Below are 13,959 nucleotides of genomic sequence, written 5' to 3'. Positions count from 1 at the left end.
TTTTTTATTTGTAAATATGGTTTAATTTAGGTGTATATAAATACATCATGACGCCACCAGAAAAGAAGAAGTTCTTCTCTATTCCATTTAAAAATTCATACGCCATTGGTGGTTTTATTGTATGGAATGGATTGTTTTTATACGATATTATTCCACTTTTCTTAAACGGTTTTGCAGAAAGCGCATCATCTACAAACGGTAGGTTGATTGCTTTTATCTTACTATTCTTCTCTTCGCTAATGATGATCTTTTCTCCTAGTATGAGAACAGTAATTTTAAAAGAGAATCAGGAATGGAATCCTTTAAAAAGAACTGCTTATATTATACTCTTTATAAGCCTGATATTTAGCACTTCCTTACTATGGCTCAACAACGCCTAGAGCATAGAGTTGCTCTAGCGTAGGTGTATCACTACCTCCTGCTGGTTCTAAGGTAATTCCAAAGGCTTGAGAAGCATTTGGATTATCAACAGCAAAGAGCTGTGTTCCTTCTGGATCGTATTGATCAAGTATCCCCATATTTGTAGGTGTAAGAGGATCTAATGTAAGTGACCATAGTTGGTACACTTTTCCTTCTGGTGGTGTAGGCAATCCACGTACATCAACATATGCCTTCCCAGTTTCTTTATCCCAATACACAGATGCATAAGCTTCAGGTGCGATAGCTTGTGCTCCTAATGGCACCGAGATGATATCTTTATTGCGTAATACATCTAGCAATTGCGTTGTTATTTGCAATTCTTCTTCGGCCATTTGCACTCTTGCATCTCGAAGAATTTGCTCACGTTCTGTATTTACAATACGATCTTCTAGTTTTTGATTTTCAGTGTACTGATATCCTACAGCCACAAGTAATAATACAGCTGCTGCCCAACCTAAATAAGCAGCAATAGGGACACGTTTATTTTCTGGTGAAGTTTGCTTTCGCGAAAGCGGAATCACGCCATCCCCTTCTTGCATCTGAATTCTTTTCTGAATCGCTTCAAAATTAGAAGATGTATCTGGAGCTACGGCACTTGAGAGTTCTTGTAATGCTGTCTCGATACGCTCTACCTCAACCTTGAGTTCAGGGTGTAATGCAACAAGACGAGAAACCTCGAGATTTTCTGCTTCAGAAAGTGTCCCGTAGATATAGAGTTCTAAAACTCCCGAATCGATATATGCTTGAATATCTATCACGTTTCTCCTAATACTTCTCTTAATTTTTTAATACAAATCCTATTACGGGTCTTTACAGTCCCTAGTGGGATATCTAACGCTTCGGCTGTTTCTTTTTGTGTATATCCCTTAAAGAAGAGTAATTGTATTACCTTTTTACATATAGGTTCTAATATCTCAATATACTTTTTTATGCCTATTGCATCCACCTTGGAAGAAAAATTACTTTTTTCCTCGAGAATATCTACGTAATACGCAGCATTCTGGTTTTGCTTACTATTTTTAAATGCTTTAGAACGCGTTTTATCGATCGCTGCATTACGAGCTATATTTAATAGCCAGGTAAAGAAACGTCCTTTTTCTGAACTATAAGAACTTGCATTATTCCATGCTTTTACAAATACATCTTGCAATACTTCTTCTGAGAGTTCTTGATCATGTACTACACTATAAATAACCCCCAGAATACTCTCCTTATATAACGCATAGAGTTCTGCAAAAGCACGCTCGTCCTTTTGTTGAAATCTTACGATAAGTTGGTCTGGTTGCATAGGTAGTTTACAAGGATCTAATGTACAGTTTTCTTATCAAAATAACAGAAAATAACACCTTAAAATGTTTGTTTAAAAGACAGTAAAAAGAAATTCTTAAATGCCTTTTCTGCCCATAAACGTTCCTCTTTTGGAAGTGGGTTATGATCTAACAATAATGCCTTCATAGAGTATTTCTTTTCTCCATAGTTCCTAGAAATAGAAGCGATCCTATTGTTATTCATATGTACCAGTATTAATTTGGGCACACCCATTAATTCTATTGGTAATTCCGTAAATCGGTTATGTCCTGCGTGTATCGTCCAGACTCTTTCCATTCCAGAAATTTCGCTGGGTAAAGTGGTCAGTTTATTATGATCTATATAAAAGTAACGAAGCTGAGACAACCCTCCTATTGTCGTAGGCAATACTGTTAACTCATTATGGTCAATCCATAAGGAAAACAATTTTGGCAATGCTCCTAAATATTGATAACTCGCCTCATCATGAATATGGTTATATGAAAGATTAAGATCCTTAAGCGTTTGTAAAGTCTCAATATTTTGAGGTATCTCTATAATCTCATTCCCTCTTAAATTTAAAAACTCTAACGAAGTCCCCTCGAGACTAGCAATTGTTTTCTCTATATCTAATCTTGGATTATATCCTAACGACAATTGTTTGAGGTGTGTGTATCTCTTTAGTTCTGGAGGAATTTCTTTAAGATTTAAACTATCTAATATGAGTACGTCTATCTCTTCTGGGTATGTAATAGATGCCAATACGTGAGAGATATCCAAATCTACATTACCAGAAAGGTCTAGCATTCGCAAACTGTGTAATGTGTCATATGCCAACGGAAGTTCCGTGAGGTTTTGATAACTCAAGTCCAATCGTCTTGTATGCTCATCAACCGTTGTGTCTTGTACTGTTTCTCCATAAAACGTAGTATAGGTTCCACAACTAGAGAGTAAGACGAGTAGTATACATGATATAAAAACTGTTCTATTCATGGTCTGCTCCTAAGGTGTAAATAGCACTTCCTGTAATTTCATAAAACAAGGTATCTTTTTCTTCTACATTCCAAGGGAATCGAGGGTTTAGCCCAAATCCATCATGCAATGTGTTTTGTACAAAAGCACCTATCCATTTGCTATTGACTCCTATTTTTGAATGTAGTTCATAGTGCTCATTTTGATAGGTTCCAAAAGCATATAAATTTGAATAAAACAACTCTTTAAAAGGCGGTAGTGTAAACCAAACATTCTTACGACCATCATCAGAATTTATAGGGTTCCTTGGAGATCTTGAGTAATCTGGTTGTGGCGTAAATAATTCAACCGCAATTCCTGCTTGATATACTCGATGAATATCACGTATATCGGTTACTCCTATCGTAAGAGATCCTGTAGTTGCATAATCTGTACGCTCTCCATTAAAAATATTTCCAAATTTAAAGTCGTTTGAAAAAACACTATGCACACTATGATTTGCATTACTGAAACGCATAATAAATTGCCCTCTTTTTATACCATAACTCTGTAAATCTTTAGGTAAATAATCTTTTCCAAAACCAAAACCGAGGCCATTAAAACCTCCTTCTCCATATGGATTAAAAATAATAGCGCTATTTAATTCTGATACTGAAGACCCTAAAAGATTGGTGTTTTTTCCTATTCCGCCAAGAGCAAAAAACTCATATGAATATGCCAACCCCGATCTTTTCTTGGTATGTCTTTTTAAGAATTGATAGGATGCAAAAGAAACACCACTCTCTAAAGAAATATCTCCATAATTTAAAGTCCCAAACCCGAAAGCACCTATCTTAAGCCATTGATTTTGATTTCCTAGAGTAATTTCTGCTTTTAATAAAAGGCCTCCATCTGCTCGAAGTTGTTGTGCTTGAATTGTATGAGCCATGACAACAAGAAGCGTTAAAAATATGTATCTATGGAGTCTCAAGTAAAGAGTTTGCTTACTATTTTTATAAGTACACAAGGTACTATTAAAATCACTGTAATAGTAGTCTAAATTATAAAGTCCTTACGAACCTTAAAGCATTTATACAACCACTTAATACCTCTCGAGTATTCTACAGAAATCATCACATTCATTTTTTAATAAATATTTAGATATTACATACCTGTATTTAGATTACATTTAATACATAATAATTAGACCATATCATGAAACGTATAGGCATTGGGGTAATTGTAGTCATTTTACTTATTTCTGGAGTTTTTCTTCTAAGTAATGCGCCTTCTCAGGACACAGCATTGCTTCAAGACATGGTGATGCTAGAACAAGATACGGTCTCTTTACCGACACGTCGGCAACTCCGACGTAGCTTCTTTAACAAACGAGAAGTACTTGTTGTTTTTGGAGCCGAAAATCCTACGCTGATTCAAAACTATAAAACGCTATTACAAAAGGTTACTGAACTACCTCAAACTGGAAGAAGAAGAAATGCGACTATTCGTTACAAACAAGTAACCGAATTAACAGAAACAGATATCCAAGAAAACATTCTCTTTTTAATAGGCACACCTCAGGACAATCCGTTATTACAAAAACTCACCAAAAACATCCCTGTTTCCTTTTCTAACAATAAGATTACTTTTAACTCAAAATCATATACGACAACTTCCGATATTTTATCGGTTGCATTTTTTCCAAATCCAGAGAATAATACGTTTCCTTTTTCTTTTTTAACAGGTAATGATGCGACTGCTCTTTTTGAATTCTTTAATCATAGAGTCACACAAACAGGCGCGTCTTTTTTCTGGCAAAATATGGATTATGAAATCTATCGTACCACTGACAGGATTACGATGGGTAATTTTAATTCACAATGGAAAATAGATCCTACTACCTATTTTGATTATTCTGAAGGCAATGAGACAATTGCACAATCTGCACATTTTGATGTTATCTCACATCAACATAAGATATCACAAGATGCTGTAACAGCATTGGTAATCGATCTAGAGAATACATACCAACAGATTATTGATTTTACAGGAAGTACCACATCCATTGCAAAAATAAAATACCATCTGTATCCTACTGCCGAAGATAAAGGGCTTATGGTAGGTAACACACAACAAGCACATATCGATATAGATAATAATGCGGTACACACTATTATAAATGATAAGTACCTCGACAATTATATAGAAAAAGAAAATACATTGTTACTTCAGCATATCTTAGGAGATGCCTCTTCTAAGACATTCTCACAAGGTTTTGGTGTTTATTTTTCAGATCAATGGCAAAGAGAGGGATATCCATATTGGTCTGCACGTTTATATGAATCCGGAAACGCTTTAAGCTTAAAAGAACTTTTTGATAATGAGTTGATTGAGAAAGAATCTCCCTTGCTCACCGCATGTATGTCTGCTTCACTTGTTTCTTTTTTAATAGAGGATCTGGGAAAAGAAGCATTCTTAAAAAAATACACCAACTGGATTCCATCTCAAAAAGAAATACAGGCATTAGAAAAAGAATGGCAACAATATCTTGCTAGAGAGGCACGTAAATACCCTAAAAAGAAAAGAGAAAAACCAGACGTAGGATACCTCAAAGGATTTAATTTTGCTCACGAAGGATATAGCATTTATAATGGATACCTGTCTAGAAAAGCTACAGAAGCGATAGAGAAGCAACATGATATGGGAGGCAATGCTATTGCTATTGTTCCATATAGCTACATACGAGGTCAAAATGCTCCTACCTATCTCTCTATAGGAAGTAGAGCAGGATCAGAAAACGACCAAGGCGTTGTACACTCTGCCTATGAAGCAAAACAACGAGGCATGCAATCAGTATTAAAACCACAAGTATTCTTTGGTAATAGCTGGCCAGGAGCTCTCGAATATGATAACGAAAAAGATTGGAATGCCTTTTTTGACTATTATTACAGATGGATTCGTCATTATACCTTCCTTGCAGAAATACACCAAATAGATGCACTATGCATGGGCGTTGAGTTTGCAAAAGCAACGTTGAGTCATGGAGAACAATGGAAACACATGTTTCAAAAAGCTAGAGGATTATATCAAGGCAATATGACTTATGCAGCAAATTGGGGAGAAGAATTTGAAAATGTTGATTTCTGGAACGAACTCGATTTTATAGGCTTAAACTCATACTACCCACTAAGTAAAGAAGATAATCCTACAGATGCTCAATTAAAAGCTAGCTTTGAGGAAGTAAAAACCAAAATCAAAGATGTGTATCAGAAATACAAGAAACCTATTGTCTTTACTGAAATTGGTTTTAGAAGTATTGAAGCTCCATGGAAAAACCCACATGCCGATGGAGATACTCCCTTTAATGAGGATCACCAAAGGCGCTGTTATGAAGTCATTTTTAAAGGCATTCAGAATGAGCCGTGGTGTGCAGGAATCCTATGGTGGAAATTCCCTAGTTATCTAGAATACCGTGGCGCAGAGAATACGGCTTTTACTCCTAATAATAAAGCAACAGAAGCTACGGTTAAGAAATGGTTTAGAAAATAATTGTACATCTTCTTTATACGCTTTCGCGAAAGCGTACTTACCATACATCTCTTTCTGTCCAATACTACTTAGTTGTTACCGATCAATATGAAGAAACAATGTCACATTCTTCATATAGAAACTAGTATTATACTATCGTACCGACGCTTATATACTTCTTATATTTTATTTTACTTTAAAATGAAATAGACATCTCACAAACAGTCATTTACAAACAAATTTGAGTGTTCCAATTCCGTGAATTTTCGCACATGTTTCTTGTGTTAACCCCTAGAAACACTGAAGTTTGAGTATCGAGTTATAAAACAAATACACCACATTGTTTCCTTTAAATTGAATAAACTATTTCAACAATAAAGTATTGTCTTTTTAATATATCCTTTAAGACTATCAAAGAGAAATAGACAGATACCTTGAATGTCTTTAAATGATCGAGGATTTATACATTACTTAAAATTATAATCATGAAAAAACTATTAAAACTAGGAGAAGCATTAACTCGCGCGCAACAAAAAGAGATCAAAGGTGGGGATTTTGGTATATCAGATGGAGAGTGTACAACAGGAGGGTCTTGTGATCCTTATGGAAATGGTAGTGATTGTCCAGACTTAGATCACTATTGTGTAGGTACTACAACTACAATTATAGGTTTTCAAAGACCTAGAGAAGTATTTACAGCTGGAATATGCACTTGTAACTAATCGTAATTAAAGTGTAAGTAACTACACAATTTTTAGAATATAGACGTACATCTTGAATGTCTTTAAATGATCAAGGTTTTTAATAATCATAAAAAATTTAAACATGAAAAATTTATTGATCTTAGGAGAAGAATTAACTCGCACACAACAAAAAGAAATTAAAGGAGGAAGAAGACTTGTCGGTTTTTCTGATGGTGAATGTAATACAGGAGGTTCTTGTAACCCTTATGGTAATGGTGCTGATTGCCCAGATTTAGACCATTATTGTGCAGGTACACATCCCCATACTCTTCCTAATGGGACTATAGCATACCTAGGAGGCGTATGCACTTGTTAATAAACACATTAAAACACAAGCAATTAATTGCCTTATTGTTAATGAGGTATCACCTTCTTTAATACATCCTTTAAGAATGTCATTACATAATTAAGGTTTTTAGTAATCATAAAAATTTTGATTATGAAAAAGTTACTGAATTTAGGGGAAATCTTAAGTAAAAATGGCAAAAAGGAATTGATGAAGAGTGCCGTGATCTAAACTGTGATCATGTTACTTTTTGTGATTATAGTGGTCATCCATATGCATGACCTCGCGTTTGTGTATACTGCTAGTCATTACTGACTATAAAATTAAGATCGTATAGATAAAACTATACGATCTTTTTTATGCTTTTAATATCTTCTAACATTAGTTAATCCAAACTTGAAGAAGAAATGGATTCCTTTCTCAAGCCTATCTTATGTCCCCAAAAAGCATAAAGCAAAATGATGACATAACAAGGTAATAAAATCCAATATCCTGAAGTAGAAGCTTCAGAACTTGCTATAACTTCTTCTACCCCTACTGTAATTAGTTCTTCTTTTCTATAATCTACTATAGCCCCATATACTATGGGCATAATAGCCCCACCAGAAATTGCCATGATAAGTAATGCTGAAGCCGTTTTTGTAAATTTCCCTAATCCATTTAAAGCCAATGGCCATATTGCAGGCCAAACTAATGCATTTGCAATTCCCAATGCAGAAACAAAAAGAACTGAAGAAAATCCGTTTGTCATTATAATACAAACTGATAGTATTATACCAAGTATAGCACTTACTTTTAATGCTGTTTCTTGACGGATATATTTTGGAATAAGAAATACTCCTAAAATATAAGTTCCTACCATTGCCATTAATGTAAATAGTGTAAAAAACTTTGCTTGCTCTATCGGGATATTTAAAGAAATTCCATAGGATATAATAGTATCACCCGCTATAACTTCTACTCCGACGTATACAAACAATGCTAGAACACCAAACCATAAATGTGGGAATTGAAAAATATTTTTTTTAATAGATGCTCCTTCTTTTATTTCTTTAATGGGTGCAGCTTCTACATTAGGAAGTGGTGCTTTTCTTATTAAAAAACCTAAAAAAAGCAATACAACTGCCATAATAATGTATGGAGCTATAACACTGTCAGCCATAGTATTCAACAGTTGATTTTTTTCTATAGTATCGACTAAACTTAACTTGTTTTTTATTTCATCTATTCCTGATAATAATATGGCTCCAAAAATCACCGATCCAAGTGCTCCTGCAACTTTATTTGCAATTCCCATAATAGCTATACGTTTTGCAGCACTCTTTAATGGACCTAAAATAGTTATATATGGATTTGAGGCTGTTTGCAACAATGTCATTCCAGCTCCTTGTACAAAAATTCCAATTAAAAATATCCAATACGTTCTCGCTCGAGCTGCAGGTATAAATATTAATGCTCCTATTGCCATGATAATTAAACCTAATGACATTCCCTTTTTATAGCCAATTTTATTGATAATATACGAAGCAGGCAAAGCCATAAAGACAAAAGAAATGTATGACGCAGATACTACTATATATGATTGGGAATCTGTTAATTCATTTATTGTTTTCATAAATGGAATTAAGGCTCCATTAATCCAAGTAATGAATCCAACAATAAAAAACAATCCGGCTATAATAAGAATTGGAATTAATGTACTTTTTTGGGGTAATACTTTAAGGGCATCATTCATTGTTAATTTTCTTCTTCTGGGGTATTAAGTATTCGATCTCTCGTTATTTTTAAATAATTTCTTCCTATAGGAATCTTTCTACTTGCTATTTCTACAGTATTTCCTTCTATAGCTTCTATTTTATTTATAGAGATCGTATATGAGCGGTGTATTCTTATAAAACTTGATTCAGGAAGTTCATCAGTTATTGCTGTTAAAGATTTATGAACGAGATGATCACCGACATTTGTAATAAGCTTAATATAGTCCTTCAGGCTTTCTATATATAAGATATCATTAAGGTTAATCTTAATTAGTTTCTTATTTACTTTTAAGAAAATATGAGGTTCTTGGCGTAAATGAGTATGTTGATTTTCTGAATTCAAATAAACCTGTTGGTATATTTTATTCATTGTTTTTAGGAATCTATTAAAAGGGATTGGTTTTACTAAATAGTCTAAAATATTTAGTTCATAACTCCTTACAGCGTATTCTCTATAGGCTGTTGTTATAACAATTAGAGGTTTATAGTTTAAGTTTTCTATAAACGTAAGTCCATTCATTTGAGGCATGTTAATGTCTATGAAAAGAACATCTATTTTTTCTTTCTCAAGACTACTATATGCCTTTAAGGGTTGATTAAATGTGTTTATAATTTCAACATCAGTAAATTTTTTCAAATGACTCTCTATGACATTAATTGCCAGTTGTTCATCATCAATGATTATGCATTTAATTTTCATTTCACTGGAATCTTTAGAGAGAGACTATATATATTTTCTTTAACATTAGTTTCTAAAGTAAAGTTGTTATAAAACAATAAATATAATCTTCGTTTTGCATTGGCAATTCCAATTCCAAAACCTTCTTTATCATTTGTATTGGAATCAGGATTGAAATTATTACTAAGTGTAAATTCTAAATAATCTTTATCTATTATTTTAAAGTCCATATTAATTTTTACGCTATCATTTTCTTTAAGTCCATGTTTAAAACAATTTTCTACAAATGAAAGGATGAGCAACGGAGGTACGCTAACTTCTTCTATATTGCCAGATATACTCATAACAGATTCAACACGATCTCCAAAACGTAATTTTTCTATATCTATAAAGTTATTGATATGACTTATTTCTTCTATTAAATCTGCCTTAGACGTATTAACTTCATATAATACATATTGCATCATTTCTGATAATTTAATAACTAGTCTAGGGGCATTATCTGATTTTTGTAATGTTAAGGCATATAAATTATTTAATGTATTAAAAAAGAAATGTGGCTGTATTTGAGTTCTCAAATATTTAAGTTCAGTACTTGTCTGCAAAATAGCCAAATCTTCATTTTTTCGTTTCTCAATAGACCAATCAATAACTAACTTAATTGCAGATACAAATCCTACCACATAAAGTTCTCCGAGAATTACAGCAATGATGTGATTTAATTCTAAAAATTTCCCAGAATCTTCTGCCTCTGGCCAAATTTCTTTTGTTACTAGCAGATAATTCAATCCTGTTCGAATCAAATAAACTAACACCAATATTAATGACAGATACAATAAGTATTTTCTATATTTTTTATTTAGAATATACTTAGGGATAAGGTAATACACATTAATGTATATCACAATAATATGAATAGGAAACTCGACAAGATTTGATTTAAACGAATACCAAAAATCATCAAAATAACTACCCCAACGAATTACATTAAATGAAAAATAACCTAACCAAAATAGGATATGGTATTTAATTGGAATGGTATTTTTAATCCTCTTTTTTATTGCCAAAATATTATTAATTAGGCAACAATTTTAACGATATAATAATTAATTAGCAATAAAATTAGGAATTCTTTTAATGTCAATATTCTTTGTCGACAATTTAGTGTTGTTCGTATGCAAAACTACGTTGTCTGCATTATTTTTTTTTTTAATACTCCCTAAACTGATAGATTTAACGCAAATTAAATAACCAAAATTATGAAACAAAGCTTAAGATTATTTTTCTTATTTTCATTTTTACTGCTCACGAGTCAAGTGACTTTTGCTCAAGAAAAAGAAATTACAGGAAAAGTGACTTTAAAAATCGATGGGACTCCTATTGTAGGGGTTAACGTCTTAATTGAAGGTACAACAAAAGGTGCTCAAACAGATTTTGATGGTAATTATGTCATTACGGCATCGACAGGTGACATATTGAGTTTTTCCTATCTAGGAATGAAAACTACACAGGTTACTGTTCAGGATGCTACAGTTATTAACATTGAACTTGAAGAAGACTTAGAGAGTCTTGATGAAGTTATTGTCACTGCACTCGGAATCAAAAAAACACGTAAATCTATAACGTATGCTGCTCAAGATATTAATGCTGATGAATTAAGCAGAACTAAACAGACAAATCCTATTAACAGTTTATCTGGTAAAATATCTGGAGTATCCATTACACGAAGTGCTTCGGGATCTGGAGGTTCTGTAAAAGTTGTTTTAAGAGGTAATTCTTCTCTGGGTAGTAATCAACCATTATATGTGGTAGATGGTGTGCCATTATCTAATCCAACAGCAGGACAACCATCTGATACATTTGGTGATATTAATGGTGGTAATAGAGATGGTGGTGATGCATTAGCACTACTTAATCCAGATGACATCGAATCTTTAACGGTTTTAAAAGGGGCCTCAGCATCTGCACTATATGGTAGCGCTGGTTTAAATGGGGTTATCTTAATTACTACAAAACGTGGTAGATCTGGTGGATTTAAAGTAAACTATTCTTCTAATTTAACTGTAGAAAGTGCCGCTTATCATTTAGATTTTAATAATGAAACCGAAGACAACGTTGATGATTTTCTAAGTACCGGAGTAACAAACATAAACTCTCTTAATATATCTGGAGGATCAGAAACGGCACAAACATATTTTTCATATAGTAATACTTTTGGGTCAGGTGTATTAGAAACAAACAATATAAAACAACATACATTTAACATCAGAGAGACTGCTCAATTATTTGATGGCAAACTTAAGGTTAATGCAAGTGTACTTGCTTCTACTCAAAAAATTAGAAATAGAGCCGTTTCAGGTTTGTATTTTAACCCATTAATAGGAGCATATAATTTTCAATCGGATACAGAAAACCTTTCTGAGTATAGTAATTTTGAAGAGTTTGATCCTTCTAGAAATATTCAAGCGCAACGCTGGTTTAGACCAACATCAGATATCGAACAAAACCCATATTGGATTTTGAATCGTAACCCAGCAGAAGACACTAACAATAAATTATTAGCATCATTAAATTTGAACTATAAATTTAATGACTTAATAACTCTTCAAGCCAGAGGTACGTATGACAAGTCAATTCTAGATTATGAAAAGAGAGTATTTGCAACTACCGAAGCTACTTTAGCTCCTTTAAATGGGCGTTATATTGTCACTGAAAATGATTTTACACGTCTTTTTGGAGATGTTATAGCCACGATAACACCAACAATTAATGATGATTATTCATTAAATGCCATTGTAGGAACTAGTATTACTCGTAACACAACTGAGTCTTTTACAGGAGATTCTGGAACTAATGGAGGTTTACAGTTTGCAAACGTATTTTCGTTCCAAAATTTTGAAGGAAATCCACAAGTAAACTTTACTCAGAACTCATTTGAAACTTTAGGGTATTCTGTATTTACAAGCATTACCTTAGGATATCAAGACAAATTATATGTAGATCTAACAGCAAGAAACGATTGGGACTCTACACTTCCATCTTCAGATAATTCTTTCTTCTATCCTTCTATAGGAGCTACTGGAGTATTAAGCGAGTTGTTTGATCTTGGAGATAAAGTTTCTTTTGCAAAACTTCGTGTTTCCTATGCCGAAGTTGGAAATGGTTTTGGCGCAGATTTATTAGCACGTAATAGATCTATTGTATTTGGTGGCGGAGGAATTAGTTCTACCCAACCAATAAATCCTTTTCCAGGAACTACTCCTGAGCCAGAAAGACAGCGTTCTTTCGAAATAGGTACAGAATGGCGTTTTGACAATAACCGCTATGGAATTGATATAGGTTACTACAGAACAAACACGATAAATCAATTATTTACAGTCCCTATTTCAACAACCGCAACACCAGAAGGAGCTCCTTTTGCATTGATAAATTCTGGAGATATTTTAAATAAAGGGGTCGAAGTTACTGTATTTGCTAAGCCAATAGATACTGATGATTTTAAATGGCACACAAATTTAAATTTTGCAACTAACGATAATGAAATTGAGAAAGTGGTAAACACTGATATAGATGGAATAAATTCACTATCGAACGTTGCTATTTCACCCCCTGGTGTAAATACTTTTGGATCATTTTTAGTACAAGGAGGATCTTTTGGGGATATCTATGCACAAGTAGTTGCCAGAAACGAAAATGGTTTACCTATAGTAGATATAGATGAAGCTGGATCTATTATTATTCAACAGCAAGACGACGACGACAGAGTTCCTGGATTAGAATTAGTGGGTAACGCAAATCCAGACTTTACACTTGGTTGGAACAACTCTTTTGAGTACAAAAGTTTTACATTAGACTTTTTAATTGATGGAAAGTTTGGTGGCGAAACGGTGAGTTTGACAGAAGCTATTGTTGAAGGTATAAGTAATAACTCTGCAAGAGAAACTGCAAATGCGCCTGTACAAATCGTTAGTTCAGAAGGAGTCGTTTCTACAATTACTGCTCAACAATATTATAGTGCAGCTGGTGGTAGAAATGGATTTACAGGAGAGTATGTGTATAGTGCAACAAATGTAAGACTTGCAGAATTTGCACTTGGTCATAACTTCAATTTATCTAATGATTCATTTTTCTCAAATATCAAGGCTTCTTTAGTTGCGAGTAATTTATTTTTCTTTTACAAAGATGCTCCCCATGATCCAAATATTTCGTTAAGTACAGGTAATGCATTACAAGGTGTAGATGTTTTTGGTCTTCCATCTACGAGAAGCATTGGACTTAACGTTAACTTAACATTTTAAAAAAATGACT

At 33.4% G+C, this 13,959-nt stretch carries 12 protein-coding genes; 5 read left to right on the top strand and 7 right to left on the bottom strand.

The genetic code is table 11. The features are described 5' to 3' along the window. The first annotated feature begins 47 nt into the window (after nt 1-47). Complete coding sequence (locus tag ABJD27_RS09685; RefSeq protein WP_348162960.1) at nt 48-380, top strand: hypothetical protein; 333 nt, start codon at nt 48-50, stop codon at nt 378-380. Here the strand turns inward: ABJD27_RS09685 and ABJD27_RS09680 are convergent. From ABJD27_RS09680 to ABJD27_RS09665, 4 genes are read right to left on the bottom strand one after another with little or no spacing between them, the layout of a single operon-like run. Continuing rightward, entirely contained in the window at nt 360-1,178 is an 819-nt protein-coding gene (locus tag ABJD27_RS09680) for an anti-sigma factor (protein WP_348162963.1), read from the bottom strand. The genes ABJD27_RS09685 and ABJD27_RS09680 overlap by 21 nt on opposite strands. Further along, on the bottom strand, nt 1,175-1,708 hold the full coding sequence (locus ABJD27_RS09675; RefSeq protein ID WP_348162966.1) for a sigma-70 family RNA polymerase sigma factor: 534 nt from the start codon (nt 1,706-1,708) through the stop codon (nt 1,175-1,177). The genes ABJD27_RS09680 and ABJD27_RS09675 overlap by 4 nt, the downstream gene beginning before the upstream one ends. A gap of 59 nt (nt 1,709-1,767) precedes the next feature. Continuing rightward, nucleotides 1,768-2,700 carry a leucine-rich repeat domain-containing protein gene (locus ABJD27_RS09670; protein ID WP_348162969.1) on the bottom strand — a complete coding sequence of 311 codons (933 nt, stop codon included), beginning with the start codon at nt 2,698-2,700 and terminating at the stop codon, nt 1,768-1,770. After that, a complete protein-coding gene (locus tag ABJD27_RS09665) occupies nt 2,693-3,607 on the bottom strand; it encodes a hypothetical protein (protein ID WP_348162972.1) in 915 nt (304 codons plus the stop codon). The genes ABJD27_RS09670 and ABJD27_RS09665 overlap by 8 nt, the downstream gene beginning before the upstream one ends. Nucleotides 3,608-3,873: 266 nt before the next feature. Here ABJD27_RS09665 and ABJD27_RS09660 point away from each other — a divergent pair, with 266 nt between their 5' ends. The 3 genes from ABJD27_RS09660 (at nt 3,874) to ABJD27_RS09650 (ending at nt 7,245) form a co-directional block, all read left to right on the top strand. Next, complete coding sequence (locus tag ABJD27_RS09660; protein WP_348162975.1) at nt 3,874-6,207, top strand: hypothetical protein; 2,334 nt, start codon at nt 3,874-3,876, stop codon at nt 6,205-6,207. A 464-nt stretch (nt 6,208-6,671) separates the two neighbouring features. Beyond that, on the top strand, nt 6,672-6,908 hold the full coding sequence (locus ABJD27_RS09655; protein ID WP_348162977.1) for a hypothetical protein: 237 nt from the start codon (nt 6,672-6,674) through the stop codon (nt 6,906-6,908). A gap of 103 nt (nt 6,909-7,011) precedes the next feature. Then, the gene (locus tag ABJD27_RS09650) at nt 7,012-7,245 is read left to right on the top strand and encodes a hypothetical protein (protein WP_348162980.1); all 234 of its coding nucleotides are present in this window, start codon (nt 7,012-7,014) and stop codon (nt 7,243-7,245) included. A 355-nt stretch (nt 7,246-7,600) separates the two neighbouring features. Here the strand turns inward: ABJD27_RS09650 and ABJD27_RS09645 are convergent, their stop codons facing one another. The 3 genes from ABJD27_RS09645 to ABJD27_RS09635 are packed head-to-tail and all read right to left on the bottom strand — an operon-like array spanning nt 7,601 to nt 10,718. Further along, entirely contained in the window at nt 7,601-8,950 is a 1,350-nt protein-coding gene (locus ABJD27_RS09645; protein WP_348162983.1) for a sugar MFS transporter, read from the bottom strand. Nucleotides 8,951-8,952: 2 nt separating this feature from the next. Next, nucleotides 8,953-9,672 (bottom strand): LytTR family DNA-binding domain-containing protein, encoded by a 720-nt coding sequence (locus ABJD27_RS09640; protein ID WP_348162986.1) that lies wholly within the window; start codon nt 9,670-9,672, stop codon nt 8,953-8,955. Continuing rightward, nucleotides 9,669-10,718, bottom strand: coding sequence for a histidine kinase (locus tag ABJD27_RS09635; protein ID WP_348162989.1), 1,050 nt, complete (start codon nt 10,716-10,718; stop codon nt 9,669-9,671). The genes ABJD27_RS09640 and ABJD27_RS09635 overlap by 4 nt, the downstream gene beginning before the upstream one ends. Nucleotides 10,719-10,910: 192 nt before the next feature. Between ABJD27_RS09635 and ABJD27_RS09630 the strand changes: the two genes are divergently transcribed. Beyond that, nucleotides 10,911-13,949, top strand: coding sequence for a TonB-dependent receptor plug domain-containing protein (locus ABJD27_RS09630; RefSeq protein ID WP_348162992.1), 3,039 nt, complete (start codon nt 10,911-10,913; stop codon nt 13,947-13,949). The last annotated feature ends 10 nt before the right edge of the window (nt 13,950-13,959 follow it).

Origin of the sequence: Dokdonia sp., assembly GCF_039945015.1 — a bacterium.
Classification (GTDB): Bacteria; Bacteroidota; Bacteroidia; order Flavobacteriales; family Flavobacteriaceae; genus Dokdonia.
Note: the sequence above shows the minus strand (reverse complement) of the source record. Positions and strands in the feature narration are given on the sequence as shown.

Coding starts and splice junctions, on each gene's coding strand:
- ABJD27_RS09670 (WP_348162969.1), bottom strand. CDS start 2,700: ATGAATAGAACAGTTTTTATATCATGTATACTACTCGTCTTACTCTCT.
- ABJD27_RS09655 (WP_348162977.1), top strand. CDS start 6,672: ATGAAAAAACTATTAAAACTAGGAGAAGCATTAACTCGCGCGCAACAA.
- ABJD27_RS09685 (WP_348162960.1), top strand. CDS start 48: ATGACGCCACCAGAAAAGAAGAAGTTCTTCTCTATTCCATTTAAAAAT.
- ABJD27_RS09630 (WP_348162992.1), top strand. CDS start 10,911: ATGAAACAAAGCTTAAGATTATTTTTCTTATTTTCATTTTTACTGCTC.
- ABJD27_RS09660 (WP_348162975.1), top strand. CDS start 3,874: ATGAAACGTATAGGCATTGGGGTAATTGTAGTCATTTTACTTATTTCT.
- ABJD27_RS09645 (WP_348162983.1), bottom strand. CDS start 8,950: ATGAATGATGCCCTTAAAGTATTACCCCAAAAAAGTACATTAATTCCA.
- ABJD27_RS09665 (WP_348162972.1), bottom strand. CDS start 3,607: ATGGCTCATACAATTCAAGCACAACAACTTCGAGCAGATGGAGGCCTT.
- ABJD27_RS09675 (WP_348162966.1), bottom strand. CDS start 1,708: ATGCAACCAGACCAACTTATCGTAAGATTTCAACAAAAGGACGAGCGT.
- ABJD27_RS09640 (WP_348162986.1), bottom strand. CDS start 9,672: ATGAAAATTAAATGCATAATCATTGATGATGAACAACTGGCAATTAAT.
- ABJD27_RS09650 (WP_348162980.1), top strand. CDS start 7,012: ATGAAAAATTTATTGATCTTAGGAGAAGAATTAACTCGCACACAACAA.